The sequence below is a fragment of the Thiobacillus denitrificans ATCC 25259 genome, assembly GCF_000012745.1.
Classification (GTDB): Bacteria; Pseudomonadota; Gammaproteobacteria; order Burkholderiales; family Thiobacillaceae; genus Thiobacillus; species Thiobacillus denitrificans_B.
Genome location: NC_007404.1, coordinates 1,886,227 through 1,907,130, shown reverse-complemented (window position 1 = coordinate 1,907,130; position 20,904 = coordinate 1,886,227). Strand labels below are relative to the sequence as shown.

Below are 20,904 nucleotides of genomic sequence, written 5' to 3'. Positions count from 1 at the left end.
AACGGAGGGGAGGCAGGAGGAACATGGGAACCAATAACGGGATGGTGCTGGCGCTCGGCGCGGCGATGATCGTAGCGAGCGGGGTCAGCGGCACGGCCGCGGCCGCAACGACTTTATACGGGGCAACCGTCGACTTCACTATAGATAGCCCGCTCGGGCTCTTTGGTGAAGCGAGCGTCGCGGGTGACAGCCTCGTCTTTACACCCAATGCGGTCGGTCCGTCCGGGCCCACCGACTTTTACGCCGACGGCAGCAGTCTGTATGCCAGCCAGACCGTCCATATCACGGTGACCGCGCATGGCGGCTACGCATTGACGGGCTTCGATCTCTCCGAATCCGGGGGCTACGCGGTCGCGGGCGGTACGGCGTGGATCGCGGGCGACCTCAAGGCGATCGACATCGAAGGTTCAACCGCGAATCAATTGACCGCCGCCATCCTCGGCTCGACCCTGGTCGGCACAAGTGGCAACTGGACCGCAGCGGCGTCGATTGGGCTTCCGTCGTCGGGCTGGGGCGGCTCCGACGGCGTCGTCAACAGCGTGACGCTCACGCTCTCGAATCAGCTTTTCGCGATGGGCGCAGCCGAGATCTGGAAAAATGGCGCTACTGTCGCGGCGGTCACTGCCCCGGTTCCGGAAGCCGACACCTATCTCATGATGCTCGCCGGCCTGGGGATGGTTGGCTTGTTTGCGAGACGTCGCGCTTGACCTGAACGCCGGTCGACTTGAGACAACGGCTCCTGCGGGGAGCCGTTGTTCTTTGTGGGCGCGCGGCGCTGCCCGCCGCTCTCGGGATCGCCCTCGTCATAGGCCTCGAGTTGCGCGTGGCGCCGGAAACGCGCCATCCCGCCACGCAAGGGCTTGGTAGAGCACTGCGCTCCGTCAGTGTTTTGGTCGGCAGGTCGAAAGACACCCAGTTCCATTGCCGCCCCCCTGTCGCCCGACCCAAGTTATGCGGGTGCGCGATTTTTGGCTTTAGGCCCGAGGTTCCGCGTCCCCTCACGCGAACCTTCAGCACCCTCCTCAGCCCCTCGCGTTGTAGTTCCCTCTGTTGGCGCGCCTCGTCTGTTCGGACGGCTCAGGGCGCGATCGCGCGATCGGCAAAACGTCAGTCTCCTTAGTTCCTGTTCATTCAGGCGCAACTCGCCACACCGTTCTGAACGCGCCAATTCCGGTGTGTGGACCCTCTTTGGGCCGCTTTAGACCCCATGGAAAACGGTCGGATTAACGTTGTAATAAAACCACATATACTTCTTCCATGGCGCCTTATTCGTTTGTAGGAGAACCGGAAGTCCACCTGTAGGTGCTCCAGAAGCAAGTAGTGGCACGGGTTGTCGGGATTCTTTACACTTTCGCCGGTGCCCGTAACCGCTGTTGCGTACGGACAACATAAAACGCCTTTACATACAAGTGGGTAGGGTTGATGGGCCCACGTCTTGCTCTACAGGACGTGGGCGTGGAAGTCGGTTTCCCCGGCTTCCTTTCACTGGCCCTTGTGTGAATAGCCAACCAACCATCTGACAGTGTCAAAGGAGAAAGTAATGAACCGTAACAAAATCTTGCTCGCCACCCTGCTCGCAGCTTCGGTCTTCGCAGGCCCGTCCGCCTACGCGCAAAGCTGGGTGGGGACCGCGGACTATACGGCCGGCTCGTCGGAGGGTGACGAGGACGTGGTCGGTCCGTTCAACACCTACGACGCGGGCGCTGGCGTCGTGCTGCTCCAGCCCACCGGCATGAGCGGTGGCACCTTCACGTTCGACGGCGTATACCAGTCCTACGTGACCAAGCATGAGCTGTCGGGCGTGCCTGTGGTGGCAGCCGGCCTCGACGACACCTATGAACTGACCGCGGTCGCGACCTTCACCGAGAGCGTCTCGGCCATCGGCGGCATCACGGTGACCGGCGGCACGTTCAACCTCTATCGCGACACGACGCGCGACCGCGATTACACGACCGACAGCGGGTTCTCCGACGGCGAGGCGATCCTGACCGGCACGATCACGAGCGGCGCGGGCGCTGCCGCCGCGGACTTGAGCTTCGGCGTGACCGACATCACCATCGCGATCACCGACTACGACACGTCCGTGTTCAACCCCGACACGATCGCGACCGGCGGCGGCATCTTCACGCTGCGCATGGGTAGCGAACTCGACGCGCCCTTCCTGAGCGGCATCACGAGCGTCGGTGGCAACACCTATGACGCGGGTAGCGGCGACCTCCTCTACGCTGCCGACGGCTATCTCGCCCTGGCCGTTCCGGAAGCGGAAACCTACGCGATGATGCTGGCCGGCCTCGGCCTGGTCGGCTTCATGGCCCGCCGCCGTACCCGTTCCATGATCTGATCCGGCGGTACTTGGGGGTTGACGGCTTCCGAAAGGAAGCCGTTTTTTTGTTGAATCCCCCTGGCGCGCGCTCGGTCTCGTCAACGCTTGACCGGTAGTCGAATGTTTTGTCGCATGACTTCCTTTCGCTGTATGCTGTGTCATCGCATGTCCAACATACCAACGAGCCTGCCCACAGGCCCGAGGAGGGCGCGTCCCGCTGAGGCGCGTCAGGAGTCATGACCAACCACAACCAGTGGCTGTTTCGGCAGCAGCTTTCCGTCGTATCCCTGACCAAAATCCTGCTCGACCCCTTGGTGGCCGTGCTGGTGTTGATGGCCTGGACCTTCTATTTCGGCGAGGCTTTCCGTGGACCGTACCCGGTTCTCGCCCTCATCGTCTTTACGCTGACCTTTCCCGGCAAGTGGCCGGAAGTGTCCCTGCGCGCCTTCTGGAACGAAGTGGTCATGCCGTGGTTTTTCCTTTCGGGCCTGATCCTGCTGTTCGGCTATTCCAGCGGCTACCTCGATTTCTTCCCGCCCAATCTCGTCATGGCGTGGATGGTGTCGACACCCGTGGCGATGTACGTCGCGCACCGCGTGGTGCGGCGCATCCTGCCGCGCCTGCTGTTGCTCGAAGGCGGTCGCCGCCGCGCGATCGTCGTCGGCGCGGGACATCTCGGCACAGAACTGCACGGGCGCTTTGCGAGCGACGGCGCGCTGGGCGTCGACGTCATGGGCTTCTTCGACGACCGCGCGCTCGACCGCACCGAGCTCGTCGACCCGACCCGCCTGCTCGGCAAGCTCGGGGAGATTCCGGAATACGTCAATCGGAACGGCATCGATCTGGTGTACATCACGCTGCCGATGGCGTCGCAGCCGCGCACGCTGACGCTGCTCGACGCCCTGAGGGACACCACGGCCTCGGTCTACTTCGTCCCGGACATATTTGTCTCGGATCTGATCCAGGCACGGGTCGACCACATCCACGGCATGCCCGTCGTTGCGCTGACCGAAACGCCCACCCTCGGCGTCAGCGGCATCGGCAAGCGGATCAGCGACGTCGTCATCGCAAGCCTGATCCTGCTCATGATCTGGCCCATCCTGCTCGTGCTCGCGCTCGGCGTGAAGCTCTCGTCCCCGGGGCCGATCATCTTCAAGCAGCGACGCTACGGCCTCGACGGCCAGGAAATCCTCGTCTACAAGTTCCGCTCGATGCGCGTCTGCGACGACGGCGAAGTCATCAAGCAGGCCGGCCGCAGCGACCCGCGCATCACCCGCTTCGGCGCCTTCATCCGCCGCACCTCGCTCGACGAACTGCCCCAGTTCATCAACGTCCTGCAGGGCCGCATGAGCGTCGTCGGCCCGCGCCCGCACGCCGTCGCCCACAACGAGCAGTACCGCAAGCTCATCAAGGGCTACATGCTCCGCCACAAGGTCAAGCCCGGCATCACGGGTTGGGCGCAAGTCAACGGCCTGCGCGGCGAGACCGAAACCCTCGACAAGATGCGCGCGCGTATCCAGTACGACATCGACTACATGCGCAACTGGTCGCTCATGTTCGACCTCATGATCATCGGCAAGACCCTCGCCGTCGTCTGGCGGGACCAGAACGCCTACTGAGCGCCTAAGGGCGCCATTCCTCAACGCTTGTACGACTATAAAAATAAATGATGAGACAAGCGCTTGTCGATAAATTTTACAGTTCTTGGCTGCACCGTAAGCGCTTGATTTAACGCAAGTGCGCGAGCGTCGCCAGTCGTCGGTGGGCGGAATCTCTAGCATCATCTCTGCTTTTGCGCCAAAAACCGTCGGTTTTCTTTACACATCTGGGTTGAAACTACTAGGCGGACCGGTGTCACGTTCGGCGTGTCACTCGTAACCCTATGTTCTGCAAGGCTCATAAGAAAAATCTGGAATAGGGTGGAACGGCCATTGCTAAAAGTGAGTCGCCGCGAAAGCTTCACAGGTGAAAAGAGTCGTACACCAAGTGGCAGGAGGATGTAGGTGTTGTTCGATCGATACTTTCTACATGAGGAGACAAAATGAAATTCGCAATTACTAAAATGGCCGCCGGACTGGTACTCGCAGGTTTTGCCACTGTTGCAAGTGCGGTCCCGACCGCCATTACGTCGATGACCGTTACGGGCGGCACATTCTCAATGAATGGCGGCGCCGCGGACTCGTTTATCGCGGCGAATATCGATCCCGCCTTTGACGTTGTCGGCGGGTACGGCACTGTGAACCTCAATGCCCCGACCAGCGGCCTTTTCAACTTCGGTGTCTTCGGCCCGGTGTCGGTGTTCACCGGTCCGGGTTCCACGACGCCTTTCGGTGGGTCTTCGATCGCCCCGGGCGGCCCCGTGCCGAGCGGAACGGCCGAACTCGGCGGCGCGCTGAACATTGACATGTCGTCTTGGACTGCTTACTGGAACGGGAACTACTTTAACCAAGGCGCAGCAGGCGTGACCGGAACGGTCGATGCCGCCGGTAACTACACGATGTCTTGGACGTCGACCATTAGCGGCGGCCCCTTCGATGGCTCCACCGGCGGCTGGACGGTTAACGGGACGCTGGCCGTTGCGCCGATTCCTGAGGCGTCGACCTACGGCATGATGCTCGCCGGCTTGGGTTTGGTGGGATTTGCGGTTCGTCGTCGTAAGTTGGTTGCTTGAGATAGCGTATCCGCTGTGTCGCGGTTTGATGTAAGCGGTAAAAATGCAGCGGGGTTCCCCGCTGCATTTTTTTTGTTCGTTCCGCGGCTGGCGAGCGTCATTAACTATTACTGTCGTTTTGGGGGGAGTTCTTTGTTCATGAAAGATATATTGAAGCGATCTGCTACTGCGGCCCTCGTAGTCCTCGCCGCTCCGTCGGCCTATGCGACCAATGGCTATTTCTTGCCAGGCTTCGGCGTTAAATCCCAAGGGGCGGGCGGTGTTGGCATCGCTGTGCAGGCCGACGCGCTGTCTCAGGCGGCAAACCCAGCCAACGCTACACAAACGGGAATGCGCGTGGACCTCGGGTTGTCCCTTTTCAATCCTGAACGTAAGTCAAAGACCGGCCCGGAGTCGCCAGCTTCAGAAGGGGGGTTTGGATTCAATGCGGAATCGCAAAGCGGAAATCGCCTCTACTTGATGCCCGACATGGCGTTCACCATGCCGGTGAATGAACGCTTGAGCGTCGGCGTCGCGGTTGTTGGAAACGGAGGTATGAACACAACTTATAAGGAAAATATCTTTGCATCTCCTGGGCTCGCCCCGTTGGCAGCGGCAGCCGGCATCGCGGGGTCGCAGCCTGATTCATCGTTAGGCGTCGACTTGATGCAAGTTATCGCCCCGGTGACTGCTGCGTACAAGTTATCGGACCAGCATAGCATCGGAGCGTCAATCAATTTGGCTGCGCAACGGTTTAAGGCAAACGGCATAGGCCAGTTCGCCTTCTTCGGAATCAGTTCTGATCCCGAACACATGACAAATCAGGGCTACGACTATTCTTACGGAGCCGGGGTGCGTTTGGGATGGCTCGGAAAATTCGCGAACGACCGGGTCTCGCTGGGGGCGACTTGGGCCTCAAAAACTTATATGACCAAGCTCGATAAATATCGAGGGCTATTCGCCGAGCAGGGCGATTTTGATATTCCGGAAACCTATGGGATGGGTCTCGCAGTTAAAGCGACTGAAACTCTGACGGTCGCGGCGGACGTCGTTAGAATCAAGTACAGCGATGTTGCTGCGATCGGGAACCCGGGGCCCGGCACGGCGACAGGGTCGGGCGTCTCCCAATCGGAAATCCTATTACTCGCTCTCAGCCCTTCAGCGGCCGGGAAGCTTGGGAATGACGAAGGCATGGGTTTTGGCTGGAAGGACATGACTGTCTATAAGCTAGGGCTCATATATGCCGCAACACCGGATCTGACCCTCCGATTGGGGTACAACTACGGGAAGACGCCGGTTCGCAATGATCAGCTAGTCTTTAGCGCGCTTGCGCCAGGCATTGTCGAGCGCCATTACTCCCTAGGGTTTACCAAGAAAATAAAAGGCGAAATAGACTGGGAGCTCTCAGGTACCTATATGTACGTCGCCAACAATACCCAAGAGGGATGCGCTCAGGCTGTTGTCGATTGCGTGTCATTTAGCATGCACCAACACGTTCTGGGCGTGGGCTTCGGCGTGCAATACTGACACCAAACGTGCCCGCGCGCCGCCGTGGCAGCGCACGGCGGCTTCCTCCAGCAGCCGCGGGGGTTATGGATTCCTACAAAAGCCCGGGCGTTTGATGGGGTGACCTGATAGACCAATATAGGTGACATTCTCACTCTCTTAAACCTCGCGTCACTCATCGCGAAATATTTTTTTGTTTTCCGGAGCAGGGAGCGACTCTTCTCACATGTCGATGCCCGCGCGCTTGATGTAACATCCCGGTTAAATAATTTCCAATAACCGGATTCGAGGAAGAAAAAATGCAACATATTAAAAAGGCGTATGTATCCTTGGTGTTGGCCGCGCTCGTTACTGGCTGTGGAGACAAGAAGGAGGAGGCCGCCGCCGACAAGCCAGCGTCGCAGGTCGCAGCTAAGGTCAATGGCACCGAGCTAACGGTGCACCAAGTGAACTATGCGCTTCAGCGCATTCCCAATCTCGACAAGGATCAAGCCAAGCCGGCGTCGCTCCAGGTGGTGCGTAACTTGGTCGATCAGGAACTGGTTGTGCAGAGAGCGCTCGAGGAGAAGCTGGACCGCGATCCGCGGGTTGTTCAAGCCGTGGACAGTGCGCGCCGCCAGATCCTCGCCGAGGCCTATATGGCCCGTAAGCTCGGCACGCCGAGCGAGCCGAGCGACGGGGAGATCTCGGAGTACTTCAACAGCCACCCCGAGATGTTCGCGCAGCGAAAGATCTACCGCCTGCAGGAAGTCTCGATCCAGGCGCCAAAGGAAAAGCACGACGCGATCCGGAAACAACTTGAGGCGTCGAAGACGCTTAATGATTTCCTGGCGTGGCTCAAGGCTGAAAATCTCCCGGCGAAAGTGGGGCAGGCCGTGAAGCCCGCGGAGCAGTTACCTGCCGCCGTGCTGCCGAAGTTGGCGCAAATGCCGAACGGGCAGGCGCTCGTCGCCAACGCCCCTAACGGGCTTCTGGTTCTCGTCGTCGCCGATTCCCAGGCCCAGCCTGTCACGCTCGAGCAAGCCAAGCCGGCGATTGCCCGCGCGCTTCAGGCCGAGACGCGGCAAAAAGCGGCGAAGGCTGAGCTCGACGCGCTCAAGGCGAACGCCAAGATCGAATACGTCGGTGAATTTGCCGATGCGGGCACGGAAACCACCGCGGCGGCCGCGCAGCCGGCCGCTGCCAAGGCAGCCGCTCCGGCTGCCGACGCCGACGCCGACGCGATCAGCAAGGGCATTTCGGGTCTGTGACAAGAGGCGGGCGCGAAGGCGCTCGCTTGCCTTATGTCTGCCATATTTGTCCGCAGCCTGCCGTTTGGCCTGTATATCGGACTGCTCGTCCTCGAAGGCGTGCTCCGCGATTACGCGACCGGCTTCGACGTGCGCTGGCTATATCCCATCAAGGCGGGGATCGTAGCGCTCGCCCTTGTCGTGCTGTGGCGCCATTACGCCGAACTCCATAAATATGGCCTGCGCTCCAAGCATGTGCTTTTGTCGCTCGCCGTCGGCATCGTCGTCCTGGTGCTGTGGGTCAACCTCGATGCCGGATGGATGTTGCTCGGCGAAGCAGGCGAGGGGTACGACCCGAGGGGCGCCGAGGGTCGCATCGACTGGCTGCTCGTCGCGTTCCGCATCGCGGGCGCCGCGCTCGTGGTGCCGATCATGGAGGAGCTGTTCTGGCGCTCGTTCCTTCAGCGCTGGCTGCAGCAGTCCGATTTCTTGGCGCTCGATCCGGGCCGGGTCGGCGTGAAGGCGCTCTTGATAGCGAGCGCGCTATTCGCAGTGGAGCATATTCAGTGGTTCGCTGGATTGATCGCAGGTCTGGCTTACGGCTGGCTGTATATCCATACGCGCAACCTGTGGGCCCCCGTTGTCGCGCACGCGACAACCAACGGCTTGCTGGGTGCCTATGTCGTTACGACGGAGCAGTGGAGGTTTTGGTGAAGAAACGTTTGGTTGGGCGTCTAAAAGAATTGCCGCGGGAGACCGTGCAGCGCGGATGCGAGCCGCGCCGCGAAAAGGTCGGGCGCGGACGGCGCGACGGGATGCTGTTGTTTGCGGGGGTGGGAGTTGCTGCGCTGTATGCGCTGCCAGGCCTCGCGGCGGAAGGTGATACTTTCAGCCCCTTCGTCTCCTACACGCGTTACTACGACAGCAATCTCTATCGCCTCGACGACAACGAGTCTTCCCTCGTGCCCGACAAGTCCGACCAGTACAACGTTTTGACCGCCGGGCTCAATGTCGACTGGCGTCCCGGCCGGCAGCAGGTGCTCGCAAAGGCGAGCAAGAGCCTCGTCCGGTTTTCGCGCTACGACCATCTCGATTATGACGGCTCGGATTACCAACTGCGTTGGAACTGGCGACTCGGAAACCACCTGTCCGGCGGGATCGGCGGGACAGAAAAGGTGACGCAGTCCAACCTCGGAAATCAAGGAGGGGTACCGGTGAACAACGAGGTCACGCTGCGACGTGGCTTTGCGGACGGTGCATGGCAGTTTCATCCACGCTGGAGCGTCGGAGCCGGCGCCGCAACCGTCGAGTCGACCAACAGCGTGTTGACGCTCCTGGACTACGAAGAGGATAGCGTTCACGCGACGCTTGGCTACAAGACGCCAAAAGGAAGCAAGCTGAGTGGGCAACTGCGTCGGGCGGAGGGCGAATACCCGAATCGCCCCGTGTCCTCCACGCTGGATCGGGAATACACGCAGACCGAGTACAACCTGCTCGGGGATTGGACCTTGACCGGCAAGCTCATCGCGCACGGGAAGATCGGTTATGTCCAACGCGAACACGATACGCGGGCACAACGGGACTTTTCCGGCGTTGCCGGCCGCCTGTCCGCCGACTACATGCTCACGGGGAAGACGACGCTCAACGCGGCGATCTACCGCGAAGTGGCGAACTCCGACCGCGACGATGCAACGTATCAGATCAATACCGGGACGAGTCTCGGTGCGGCTTGGCGCGCGACGTCGAAAATCACTGTCCGCGGGAACGCCGCGTTCGAGAACCGTCAGTTCGAGGGCGATCCTGGCGGCCCGCTTGTCGGCGACCAACGTGACGACGACACCGTGTCCGGCTCGCTTTCCGTCGGTTACAGCCCGATAGAGGCCGCAACGATCGAACTCGGTGTCCAGGCGGGAAAACGTGATTCCAACATCACAGGATACGGATATGACTTTCACGCTGTCTTCCTGAGCGTGAGAGGGGACTTTTGACTGTCGTGGCAGGCGTTGGGGCGCCGAGGTGTTCTGAGATTGCGGGCATAAACAATATAACGGTCCCGTTGTTTAACACCCGGCCGTAGCGGCGCCGAAGCGGCGAACTTGACTGGCAGGAGCGCGTCAGCCTGGGCTGGCCGCGGATTGGAGAGAGTAGATGATGAAGTTGTGGCGTACCGTTTGTGCGATGTGTTTGATGTTGCTGGCACCGCCGGCGCTGAGCGGGGATACCGATTACCGCATGGGTGTCGGTGATGTGGTGAGGATCACTGTATATGGGCAGCCCGACCTCACCACCGATGCTCGGGTGAGCGCAAAGGGCAACATCAGTTTTCCCTTGATCGGCGAGGTTAAGCTCGCAGGTACAACACCCGCTGAAGGGGAGCGGGAGATTGCCAGCCGCCTCAGCAAAGGCGGGTTCGTCGTGCAGCCCTTCGTCACGCTGAACGTCGTGCAGTACCGCGGCCAGCAGGTCTCCGTTTTGGGGCGGGTGAACCGCCCGGGCAAATATCCCCTGGAGAAAGCGGGCCGCGTCAGCGACGCGCTCGCCTTGGCAGGCGGCATCCTCCCCGACGGCGCCGACGTCATCACGCTGGTTCGTGAGCGCGACGGCAAGATCGAATATCGCCAGATCGATGTGCTTGCGTTGTTTAACCCAGGTGGAGACCCCAACAATGTCGTGGTTCAGGACGGCGACATCATCAACGTCGCGCGCCAGCCTATGTTCTACATCTACGGCGAAGTGCAGCGACCCGGTGCTTTCAGGCTCGAGCAGAACATGACGCTCATGCAGGCTCTCTCGATGGGCGGCGGCCTCACGCCGCGCGGGACGCAGCGCGGGATCCGGATCATGCGGCGAGACGACAAGGGAGCGGTGCGAGAAGTCAGCGGGGAACTGGGTGACCTCGTGAAACCCGACGACGTCATCTACGTCAAGGAAAGCCTGTTCTAAGAGAAACGTCGCTCCCTATCAGCCCGGGAGACGTTGGCCTCCCTGAGCACAGAAGAGGTATCAAATGAATTTCACACAGTTGCTTCTCGTCCTCTACGCACGAAAATGGATCGTCCTTGGCGTGCTTTTGGTCGCAGTTACCGCAACCGCCGTGGTCAGTTTTCTGTTGCCTAAGGAATATTCGGCAACCACGATGGTGGTCATCGACTCGAAGAGCAAAGACCCTGTCACGGGCCAACTCATGCCCTCGCAGATGTTCCCGGGATACATGGCTACGCAGGTCGAGATTATCCAGAGCGCTCGCGTTGCCCGAAACGTGGTGCGAGCCCTGAAACTCGACGAAAGTCCGGCGATCCGCCAGCAATTCATGGACGCCACCCAAGGCCAGGGCAGCATCGAGCAATGGCTCGGAGATCTACTGCTCGAGAAGCTCGAAGTGGAACCTTCCCGTGAGTCGAGCGCGATCTCGATCGAATACTCGGGGGCGGATCCGCGCTTTGCCGCGATCGTCGCGAATGCTTTCGCCAAGGCCTACATCGACACAAACCTGGAATTGCGCGTGGCGCCGGCGAAGGAGGCGACCACCTGGTACGACCAGCAGATTGCCCAGCTACGCGCGAAGCTCGACGAGGCCCAGCAGAAATTGACCGCGTATCAGCGGGAGAAAGGTCTCGTCGAATCCGACCAGCGCTTGGACGTCGAAACCGCGCGCATGGCGGAACTCGCTGCTCAGATGGTCGCCGCGCAGTCGGCCGCGTTCGATGCGTCGTCCAAGGTCCGCGGCAGCGGCGATCTCCCGGAAGTGATCAATAACCCGGTCGTGCAAAGCCTGAAGGGAAAGGTCGCCGCCACCGAGGGCAAGCTTGCAGAACTCGCGCGGCGGGTCGGCCCGAACCATCCCGAGTACGTTCGCCTTCAGGCGGAGGCGAATTCGTACCGGTCGCAATTGAATGAGGAGATCGCACGGGCGACCCGCGCGGTGGAGGCAACGTCGGGCGCGGCAAAACAGCGGCTCGGCGGCATCTCCGGCGCGTTCGAAGCGCAGAAGGCACGTGTACTGGACTTGAAAAAGCAGCGCGAGGAGGCGACCCTGCTCGCGCGTGACGTCGAGAGTGCTCAACGTGTCTACGACGCCGCCCTGCAGCGCTACAGCCAGACGCGGATGGAGGCGGAGTCGACGCAAACCGACATTGGCATTCTGAATCCCGCGGTGCCGCCGCTCGAACCTTCCTCGCCTCGCATCGTCCTGAACATCGTTCTGTCGATATTCCTCGGCGGGCTGTTGGGGATGGGCATCGGGTTCCTAGTCGAGCTGTGGGATCGCCGCGTACGCTCCGCGCAGGACATTGCCGAACTCGACATTCCGCTTCTCGCCGAGGTTGGCAGGAAGATGGTCCGGGGACGGCCCCGCCGCCGCCTGTTCCGTCGCGAGCGCCTCGCCGCGGCATGAGGCATGAGTCGCTCCAACAGCCATGGAGGTCGCGGCGTATGGACGCGTCTCCCCGTCGAAGGTTGCTCCACAACACCGTCAGAGTGGGGCCGACGGCACGGCAATCATTGCGCATCTTCGCACCCGAACAACCGCATGCTAAGCCGAGGTAACCGATGAACTCATTCACCAATCCCAGCGAGCAAGGCCGTATGGCCGAGGTGGTCACCCGCATCCGCGCGGACGCCAACATCGGCAGGCTGCTGCAGGATGCGGGCAAGCTCAAGGCGCAGGACATGGAGCGCGTCCTGAAATTGCAGCAGAAGGAAAACCTGCGGTTCGGCGAGGCGGCGCTCAAGCTCGGCCTCGTGACCGAAGCGGATGTCCGTCAGGCGCTGTCGCACCAGTTCGAATATCCCAATATTTCCACTGCGGACGCCAAACTTGGTCCCGATCTGATTGCCGCCACCGATCCTTACGGCAAGGAGGCCGAGGCGCTGCGCTCACTGCGCTCCGCGCTGCTGCTGCGCTGGTTCAACGACAGCGGTCGCAAGACGCTCGCGATCGGCAGCGCGCGCCCCGAAGACGGCGCGAGCTACCTCGCGGCGAATCTAGCCGTGCTGTTTGCGCAAATGGGGCGCAAGGTATTGCTGATCGACGCCAACATGCGCCAGCAACGCCAGCACACAATTTTCAATCTCGGCAACGGCGTTGGGCTGTCCGACGTTCTGGGCGAGCGCGTGCCGTCGATGCAGGTGCACACGATCAAGCCGTTCCAGACGCTTTCCGTGCTGCCGGCAGGATCACCGCCGCCCAATCCGGCCGAACTCCTGGCGCGGCCGTCGTTCGGCGCGCTACTGGCCGGCCTTGAGACGACCTACGACATCATCCTGATCGACACGGCGCCCGCCCAATTCAGTTCGGACTTCCAGCTGGTCACGGCACGTTCGGGCGGGATGCTGCTTGCCGCCCGTCGCAACGTCAGTCGGCTGGCAGCGCTGGCCGACCTCAAGGAAAAAATCCTCTTCAGCGGCGCCGAGGTCGTGGGCGCCGTCGTGCTTAACTGACGCCACAGACTTGACGCCATGAGTACACTCGCCACCCGCGCCCCCGCGATCGATCCCCTCGGACCCCTCAAGACCTGGTGGCCGATCCTGCTCGGCCTGCTGGTTCTCTATGTGCCCACCTACTGGATGCTGGCGCACGGCTTGTGGAATTCGGAGGAACAGGCCCACGGCCCCATCGTGCTGATCGTCGCACTGTTCCTGATCTGGCAGCAGCGTGCCGTTTTCGTCGACGAGGCGGTCACGCCTACGCGCGTCGAAGCGGCAACCGGCTGGGCCCTGTTGATCGTCGGTTTGCTTGCCTACGCGCTCGGCCGATCGCAGGACATCCTGTTGTTCGAGGTCGGCTCGCAGATCCCGGTGATTCTGGGCGTGCTCCTCATCACGCTCGGGTGGCGCACTGCACGCGCCCTGTGGTTTGCGCTGTTCTTCCTGCTGTTCATGATTCCGCTGCCGGGCTTCGTCGTCGATGCCGCCACCGGGCCGCTCAAGCAATACATATCGGTCATCGCAGAGCAGGTGCTGTACGCCGCGGGTTATCCTATCGCGCGCAGCGGCGTGACGCTCACAGTCGGGCAGTATCAGCTACTCGTGGCCGACGCCTGCTCCGGCTTGCATTCCATGTTCAGCCTGACGGCTATGGGACTCTTGTATCTTTATTTGATGCAACGCACCAGCATCGCGCGGAACCTCATCATCATGGCCGCCATCCTCCCGATGGCGTTTTTGGCCAACGTGGTTCGCGTCATGGTGTTGATCCTCGTCACTTACCATCTGGGAGACGAAGCCGGGCAGGGCTTCCTGCACGGTTTCGCCGGCATCATGCTGTTCATCGTCGGTCTCCTGTTTCTGTTCCTGCTGGACGCGCTGCTGGGATTCGTCTTTCCCGACCGTCCGCGCGTAAAGGCGAAGGCCTGATCGTTCGACCTCCGGAGCCCCCCATGAAACTCGACAGCTTCAAGCCCCTCCTCATCGGGTTATGCATGTTTGCCGCTGCAGGCGCCGCGCTCGCACTCAAGCCGACGACCAAGGTCGCGGAGAATGGTCCTAAGGTCAACCTAGAGGAGCTGATTCCAGAAAAATTCGGCGACTGGACGATCGATAGCACCGTCGCACCGCTGGTAGCCAACCCTCAGCAAACGGCGCTGATTGAAAAGATCTACAGCGATACGCTGTCGCGGACCTACGTGAACCGGGACGGCGACCGCATCATGCTCGCGGTCGCGTACGGAGGCGACCAGACGGATACGATGGCTGTGCACAAGCCGGAAGTATGCTATCCCGCCCAAGGCTTCGAGATACTCAAGAACACGTCGGATACCTTTTCGATCGGGAAGGCGCGCATCCCCGTCAAGCGTCTGGTCGCCACCCAGGGACCGCGGATCGAGCCCATCACCTATTGGACCACCGTCGGGGACGCCGTCACCGTAAGCGGCGTAACGAGGAAGCTCAACCAATTGAAATACGGCCTCACCGGCAAGATCCCCGACGGCCTGCTGTTCAGGGTTTCCAGCATCCAAGCCGACGACGCCAAAGCCTATCAGGCACAAGACGCGTTTGCCCGAGATCTGCTCAGGGCGATGTCGCCGGCCGGGCGAAAGCGCATCGTTGGAACCTCCAACCCAACGAGTTGAATGGCCCCGGCAGCCAAGTTACTGCAGTGTTGCAGTGGGCGGCTATTTTTCTCGCTTTTGCGATAAGTGAGTCGGATTCGCCCAGAGCGGCACCGCCGCTATCGTAAGGATCAGAGAGGTTTCGGTTTGAAGTCACAGTGGTTCGGTCGGTCGGCCGCAATCGGGCAGTACTCGACGCACACCCATTTCTCGGTGCTCGGTGTGCTCGCTTTCATGCTTGTGGCGATCGCCCTCATTCTGCTGGCGGCCCTCATGGGTGCCTCTTTGGCGATCGGATTCTGGCCTTTCGCCGTCGCCCTGGTTGGCGGCGTTTTCGTGCTTGGGTTCTATGCGGTTCTTGGCGGGAGAAGCGGGCCGGGGCTGCGCGACTCCTTTTTCTGGCTCGCGTTCGTGCTGATCTTCGCGACCGACTCGCTGAAAAAAGTCACGGGCTACTCCGCCAATTTCGTTCTGGAGTTTTCTCTCATCCTGGCCGCGCCCCTGCTTGTCCCGACGCTCGTCCGCCTGCTCTCCGAATCGCGATTCTTCAAATGGTGGTTCGCAGGGCTCTCCGTTTTTTTCATCCTATCGCTGCTAAGCAGTTTTTTTGGAAGGTCCCATGTTTTCGCTGCGGCCTTCCAGTTTTTGACCAACCTGAAGTTCATACTGATTCTACTGTTGGGGTTTTATATTGTCTGGAGTGCCCGGACAGAGGCAATCTTCTGGTGGATCGTACGCTGGCTTTGGTTGCCGACCGCGATGCTCGTAGCTTGGCAGTGGGGGCACCCATCGAGCTATTTTGGGCTAATGCCCTACGCCACCGCATCGGCGGATCCGCTGCAATTGTTTCCGTCGCGAGCCGTAGGACCGTTCAGCCATCCGACGTACCTCGGACTGTACATGGGTGTTCTCACAGTGTTTTGTGTGATCAATGCTATCTCCGGGGCCGGCCGCCGTTACTTCGTGATAGCGCTATGTTATTTTCTTCTGCTGCTTGCATCAGCACAGCGGCAGGAAACGGTCGCAGCGATCGTTGCCGCTACGGCAGCGGTGGGCCTCCTCCACGGCAAGCGGTTTGCTTTGCGAAGCGCGGTTATCGGCCTAGTCACCGTTCTGGCGGTGGGCGGCGGGGCCTGGCTTCTTATCAAGGATAACCTCGTTCAGGAGGCGACAAAATGGGGCGTGATTGGACACTCGGCAATTCAGCAGCCAAGACAGGTTCTCTACATTCATGCCGTTGAAATTGCGGATCAATATGCCCCCCTCGGAAGCGGCCTCGGAACCTTCGCCGGGGCCGGCGCACAGAAGTTCGACATTTCGCTGTATCTGGATCGCGGTTTTGCGCGGTATTCCTGGTTCTATAAGCAGAACGTGCTGATGGACACATACTGGACGAACTTCCTAGCCGAGACGGGTTGGGCCGGCGCGCTCCTGCTGTTAGCCCTGACGCTATTGCTGGTTGCGTTTACCGCAGTCAACAGCCTCGAGAAATATCCGTCGGAAATAAGGCGTTTTTGGCTGCTAGCGTTTGGGGGCATGGCTTTCGTGTTTTTGCTCTCCTTAACCTCTCCTTCGTTCCAGGACCCGGGGCTTTTTCTTGTTCCCGGAATTTTTCTTGGCGTCGCGTACAACCGCATGATGGCCTGGAAAAAACCCACAAAGCGAGGCTGACATATGCAAACAGTTACCGTACGCACCCGTCGCGGAATAAAGTCAGGTTTGACGGCGACAGCCACACGTTCCGTCCGAACCAGCGCCTCAGCGCTCATATTGTGGGGGGGATTGCATGTGTCTGCCGACGCAGCGGAGCAAACGGCTTCGCAGTGGAAGCTGCCGCGCGCTGTTCAGATTCAGCGGTCACAAGAGGTGCTGATCGAGGTAGACCCTAACAGTGTCATCCGAAGTGCCGTTCCCGCTGCCCTGTTCGGTTTCAATATTCCTTGGATGAACTTTCAGCGGGGATATTGGCGGGAGAACCAAGTGAGGCCGGAGGTCATTGCGTGGCTCAAACCGTTTTCCGGCGCCGTATATCGGTACCCCGGCGGGGAGTGGTCAAACTGGTTCGAGTGGGAAAAGGCCGCGGGCCCGGGATCCTCGAGGCCCGAGCAGTATACGACCTTCGGATCCACTAAAGCGGAATTCGGTTTTGATGAGTTCCTCGACTTTGTAAAAGCCGTGAATGGGGTGCCTCTGGTGACGGTTAATCTCAAGGGTACAAAGGGGGCTCCTTGGAGTGACCAGCAAGCGGTGGAGAGCAATGTTGAATGGCTCCAACATTCTGTTCAGCGTGAGGGAAGAGCGGTTGCACGTGGTAACGCGCAGTTCTGCCAAACGGGAACAAAGTGTCCTGTCGAGTGGTGGGAACTGGGTAACGAGCTCGATTGGGGCAAAGGCGCTTGGACACATACCGAGTACGTCAACCGGGCGCGGGAAGTCGGGCTCGCGATGAAAAATATCGATCCGGCCATCAAGCTTATCGCTCACACAACGAGTTCGCCGTGGAGCACAAAACGCGTTATCGGGGAAAAGCCGAAGGCTAGGGATTTCGATAGCGCCGTCGGCGCTGGGTTAGGAGATCTTGCCTATGGATATGCCTACCATCCCTACTATGACGGGATCAGTATTCCCGCTGCAAATCACTACATGGAGCGCGCGATTAATTATTTGCGGCCTACTGCATCGACTGGCAAGCCTCCTCCCATATTTGTCACGGAGCACGGCCGGTGGCCGAACCAACCCAAGTTCGGCAAGTGGGAAACCACTTGGATAAAAACCGGAAATTTAGGCGGGGCAGTCTCGACTGCGGACTTCCTTCTCTCCCAAATGGTGATTCCGGATGTACGAGCCGCCATGTGGCATTCGCTCGGGGCGCGAGGGCCGTGGCAATTGTTCTATCTTGACGCGGCCGCCGATGCTCTTTATCCAAACGTCGTTTATTGGGCATTACGGGTGCTTCGCGAGGGGTTAATTGGCGACGCTCTAAAGGTGAGCGTTTCTTCTCCTAACACAAGCGGTTATCGCGGCGGCTACGATGTCCGTGCCGTATTCATGCGCGACAGTACGCACACACGTTACAGCTTGCTAACGATTAATCGCGCTGAGAAAGAGCAGAAAGCGCGCTTGCTCTTCCCGGAGTGGGCAGGCCGCAAGGTAAAGGGGCAACAGTACTACGTTAGTGGCGACAGTGATGCGCTCGCGAACACGAAAGAACGCAAAAACGCTGTGACTATGCGGAGCCGTGCCGTCGGCCTCCGATTTGACGACGCAGGTCAGGCCGAGATTAGCCTCCCAGCGTTTAGTGTGTCGAGTATCGTGATTACGCCTTGATCCCCTTAAAACCGCCCGCGCTGGCTAGTCGCCAAGCCGGAGTGCCTACTAAAGATGTGGCACGGGGAGCGAGGTTAATCAGGTATCTGTGGCATGGACCGAGGTTACTGGGTGAATGAAAAAATGAGATTGTTGGTCATCGGAATTGATGGTGCGGATAGGCGAGTCGTTGACGGCATGCCGATGCCTTTTTTGCAGCGGTTGTTGGCCGACGGCACTCATTACTTCGCTGAGGTGGATTTATTCAGCAGAGGGTGGGCCGAAATATTTACGGGCAAGCATGGGATTGATACTGGGGCCTTCTACAACCGACCCGCCTGTACCGGCAGGTATGAATTTACCCAGCATTTCAATTTGAATTCATTGGACGCAAACCGCACTGTCCGCCCTATCTGGCAGGATCTAAACGATAAAGGTTTTCGGGTAGGCGTCATGAATATACCGACTACATTACCCGCTCCGCCCGTGGAGGGTTTTTTCGTGGCAGGGGCGGGGGGGGGGGAGCGAGAAAAGCGGCAGCAGTTCCATCCCCCCGGAGGCCTGCTACCCGCCGGGGATAATGCAAACTCTGGAATCCCTAGGCTATATCGGAGATGTTCGAAGGGGTGCGAGCGGAATAACCGATTTGGAAAGTTTTTTCCAGATTATAAAAGCCATGGAGGAAAGACGCACGGCAAGCTTTATTCAGCTCGCCCAGGAACATAAAATTGATTTCGGTTTTGCCGGATACATGGGATTGTCGAGGATCTGTTACCTGCTCATGGCCGACATCCTTGGTCTCATCGACAAATCGAATCGCGTCGATACCGAGACTGACAGGCTGATACTCGATTTTTTCTCGCATAACGACCGGCTATACCGCAAGCTTGTCGAGGAACTGGCGCCGGACCGCATTTTGGTCGTCTCCGATCACGGTATGTCTCCATATACTCATCATGTAAACCTGAACGATTTCCTAGTCAAGGGCGGCTGGCAGAGAAAAAATGCTTCGATGGACGGGTGGCTGCGAGCCGTGGGAAAAACGCTCAAAAGTTTGCTTCCGGTACATTTCCGAAGAAATCTGGGTAAGAAGCTGCCAGGCGTACGTGAATTTGTCGGGAAACAGAATTATGTGTCAAAGGACACGGTCGCTATCGCGACAAGCTACATACCAGGTATATATATGAATGACGCCCGCTTCGGCGGGCCAGTTGCGCCGGAGGAGAAGGAAAAACTGGTCATGGAGATCGTAGGCAGGTTCAACGCCTATGGCCGGGCCAAGAGGAATGGACTGAGTGCGAGACCTTATGCTGCCGAGCATAAGGGGCGTTATGCACAGGCTTTTTTGCCCGATATCTGGGTCGATCATCCGAACACAATATTTTTCAATGATTACGGGCCTTTCATTGCCAAGAATCGGCAATATAAACCGTTCGATTCCTTTGCATATGTCGTGTCGGACATGAACTCGGGCATCAAGGGGGTCCAGCCTTTGCTGTGCCTCGTCGGGGCTTCGAAGGAAAAGTTGCCCGTAGTGAACACGGGGGACCTTACGCAGGCTTACCGAATCATGCAGGAATGTATGGTTGTATCCGCTACGAACAGCGGTTCCCACGAAAAGCGGGCCGTCCGCTCGTAGTACGCCACATCGACTCTGCCGAACATTCGGCCTCGCAGAGGTCTCCGGCAATAACTCTTTTTTCTCGATGGATACAGGTATTCGGATATGGAAGTAGGAGTTCTAACGCTTCATAACGCGTTTAATTTTGGTGCTTATCTACAAGCTTACGCACTGCAGAAAGCTCTCATCGGAATGGGGCACGACGTCGAATTCATCAGTCTTTCCGGCCGCGAGGCTAGTATGAGAAGGATAAGAACGTTACTGTCTAAAAAGCCAAGCAAGCTTGTTTTTAATTTACGGAAATATGCTGCGTTTCGGCAGGCTTGGAAATCAATCAACGTCAATAGGACGAGTTATTCTAAGACCAGAAGGCATTATGATGCAGTGGTAATCGGTAGCGACGAAGTGTGGAATATTCAAAATCCCACATTTGCCATGATGCCCGAGTATTTCGGTCGCGGCCTTAACGCAAAAAACATCATTACTTACGCCCCGAGTTCCAGCAAGACCACTTATGCGGACGTTGCACAGAACCCTTTGCTGGCAGAGGGCATGCGTAACATCCATCATTTCTCCGCACGGGACAGAAATACGTTCGAAATTGTCGAGAAAATTGTTAATAAACCTGTGACTATGGTTCTTGATCCTACATTTCTAGTCGAATACGACGAGGAAGTCGAAGAGGCGGGGGTCAACTCCCATGGATATGTTCTTGTTTACACATATCAGTTCGATCGCCTCAAGATAGAAAAGACCAGACGATTTGCAAGATCTCGCGGTCTGAGACTGATATCGCCGTGTTTCTACAATGACTGGTGCGACGAGGTCGTGCCTTGCACCCCCTTCGGCTTCCTGGGGCTGATCCGCGACGCCGAGTACGTTGTCACGGATACCTTCCATGGCAGCATATTCTCGATTCTCTATGGCAAGCACTTCGGCTCCTATGCGTCCGAAAAGATCAAGGTGGCCGCGCTCCTCTCGGCGCTGGGCTTGGCCGACAGGGAGTTGGGTGGTGTCGACGATATCGGGTCGGTCCTGGATGCGCGGATCGACTATGGAAGGGTGCGGACCTGCATTGAGCAGGAGCGGGACGTCTCGCTGAACTACCTGCGGCAGGCGCTCGCCCCTGCGGGGTGAGCGGACTCTAGGTATGACAGACAGCCCATACAGCGGAAGCGCGCTCCGTCGCGCGCTCCTGCATTTCTCTACAGGCAAGGGAT

The 20,904-nt window shown here is 59.2% G+C and carries 17 protein-coding genes; all 17 read left to right on the top strand.

What is annotated here, in order from left to right:
- Window positions 1-23: 23 nt before the first annotated feature.
- The 17 genes from TBD_RS09060 (at window position 24) to TBD_RS08980 (ending at window position 20,821) form a co-directional block, all read left to right on the top strand.
- On the top strand, window positions 24-707 hold the full coding sequence (locus TBD_RS09060) for a PEP-CTERM sorting domain-containing protein (protein ID WP_011312316.1): 684 nt from the start codon (window positions 24-26) through the stop codon (window positions 705-707).
- An 833-nt stretch (window positions 708-1,540) separates the two neighbouring features.
- Window positions 1,541-2,341: a flocculation-associated PEP-CTERM protein PepA gene (gene pepA, locus TBD_RS09055; RefSeq protein WP_011312315.1), complete on the top strand. Its 801-nt coding sequence runs from the start codon at window positions 1,541-1,543 to the stop codon at window positions 2,339-2,341.
- Between the two features lie 218 nt (window positions 2,342-2,559).
- The gene (locus tag TBD_RS09050; RefSeq protein WP_011312313.1) at window positions 2,560-3,942 is read left to right on the top strand and encodes an undecaprenyl-phosphate glucose phosphotransferase; all 1,383 of its coding nucleotides are present in this window, start codon (window positions 2,560-2,562) and stop codon (window positions 3,940-3,942) included.
- A gap of 422 nt (window positions 3,943-4,364) precedes the next feature.
- The gene (locus TBD_RS14305) at window positions 4,365-4,994 is read left to right on the top strand and encodes an FxDxF family PEP-CTERM protein (protein WP_011312312.1); all 630 of its coding nucleotides are present in this window, start codon (window positions 4,365-4,367) and stop codon (window positions 4,992-4,994) included.
- Window positions 4,995-5,132: 138 nt separating this feature from the next.
- Window positions 5,133-6,500 carry an OmpP1/FadL family transporter gene (locus TBD_RS09040; protein WP_011312311.1) on the top strand — a complete coding sequence of 456 codons (1,368 nt, stop codon included), beginning with the start codon at window positions 5,133-5,135 and terminating at the stop codon, window positions 6,498-6,500.
- Between the two features lie 278 nt (window positions 6,501-6,778).
- Window positions 6,779-7,729: an EpsD family peptidyl-prolyl cis-trans isomerase gene (locus tag TBD_RS09035; RefSeq protein WP_011312310.1), complete on the top strand. Its 951-nt coding sequence runs from the start codon at window positions 6,779-6,781 to the stop codon at window positions 7,727-7,729.
- 33 nt (window positions 7,730-7,762) lie between these two features.
- Window positions 7,763-8,422 carry a CAAX prenyl protease-related protein gene (locus TBD_RS09030; RefSeq protein WP_011312309.1) on the top strand — a complete coding sequence of 220 codons (660 nt, stop codon included), beginning with the start codon at window positions 7,763-7,765 and terminating at the stop codon, window positions 8,420-8,422.
- Window positions 8,419-9,696 (top strand): XrtB/PEP-CTERM-associated polysaccharide biosynthesis outer membrane protein EpsL, encoded by a 1,278-nt coding sequence (gene epsL, locus TBD_RS09025; protein ID WP_238376440.1) that lies wholly within the window; start codon window positions 8,419-8,421, stop codon window positions 9,694-9,696. The genes TBD_RS09030 and epsL overlap by 4 nt, the downstream gene beginning before the upstream one ends.
- A gap of 160 nt (window positions 9,697-9,856) precedes the next feature.
- Window positions 9,857-10,651 (top strand): polysaccharide export protein EpsE, encoded by a 795-nt coding sequence (gene epsE / locus TBD_RS09020; RefSeq protein ID WP_011312307.1) that lies wholly within the window; start codon window positions 9,857-9,859, stop codon window positions 10,649-10,651.
- A 64-nt stretch (window positions 10,652-10,715) separates the two neighbouring features.
- Window positions 10,716-12,101, top strand: coding sequence for a chain length determinant protein EpsF (epsF, locus tag TBD_RS09015; protein ID WP_011312306.1), 1,386 nt, complete (start codon window positions 10,716-10,718; stop codon window positions 12,099-12,101).
- Window positions 12,102-12,256: 155 nt separating this feature from the next.
- Window positions 12,257-13,147 carry a chain length determinant protein tyrosine kinase EpsG gene (gene epsG / locus TBD_RS09010; protein WP_011312305.1) on the top strand — a complete coding sequence of 297 codons (891 nt, stop codon included), beginning with the start codon at window positions 12,257-12,259 and terminating at the stop codon, window positions 13,145-13,147.
- Between the two features lie 18 nt (window positions 13,148-13,165).
- Window positions 13,166-14,062 (top strand): exosortase B, encoded by an 897-nt coding sequence (gene xrtB, locus TBD_RS09005; RefSeq protein ID WP_011312304.1) that lies wholly within the window; start codon window positions 13,166-13,168, stop codon window positions 14,060-14,062.
- Between the two features lie 23 nt (window positions 14,063-14,085).
- Window positions 14,086-14,778, top strand: a complete 693-nt coding sequence (epsI, locus tag TBD_RS09000; protein WP_011312303.1) for an exosortase-associated protein EpsI, B-type — start codon at window positions 14,086-14,088, stop codon at window positions 14,776-14,778.
- Window positions 14,779-14,904: 126 nt separating this feature from the next.
- The gene (locus TBD_RS08995; protein WP_011312302.1) at window positions 14,905-16,428 is read left to right on the top strand and encodes a hypothetical protein; all 1,524 of its coding nucleotides are present in this window, start codon (window positions 14,905-14,907) and stop codon (window positions 16,426-16,428) included.
- 117 nt (window positions 16,429-16,545) lie between these two features.
- Window positions 16,546-18,084, top strand: a complete 1,539-nt coding sequence (locus TBD_RS08990) for a hypothetical protein (RefSeq protein WP_041432629.1) — start codon at window positions 16,546-16,548, stop codon at window positions 18,082-18,084.
- Between the two features lie 559 nt (window positions 18,085-18,643).
- Window positions 18,644-19,702 carry an alkaline phosphatase family protein gene (locus TBD_RS08985; RefSeq protein ID WP_148203032.1) on the top strand — a complete coding sequence of 353 codons (1,059 nt, stop codon included), beginning with the start codon at window positions 18,644-18,646 and terminating at the stop codon, window positions 19,700-19,702.
- 87 nt (window positions 19,703-19,789) lie between these two features.
- On the top strand, window positions 19,790-20,821 hold the full coding sequence (locus TBD_RS08980) for a polysaccharide pyruvyl transferase family protein (protein WP_081430008.1): 1,032 nt from the start codon (window positions 19,790-19,792) through the stop codon (window positions 20,819-20,821).
- The last annotated feature ends 83 nt before the right edge of the window (window positions 20,822-20,904 follow it).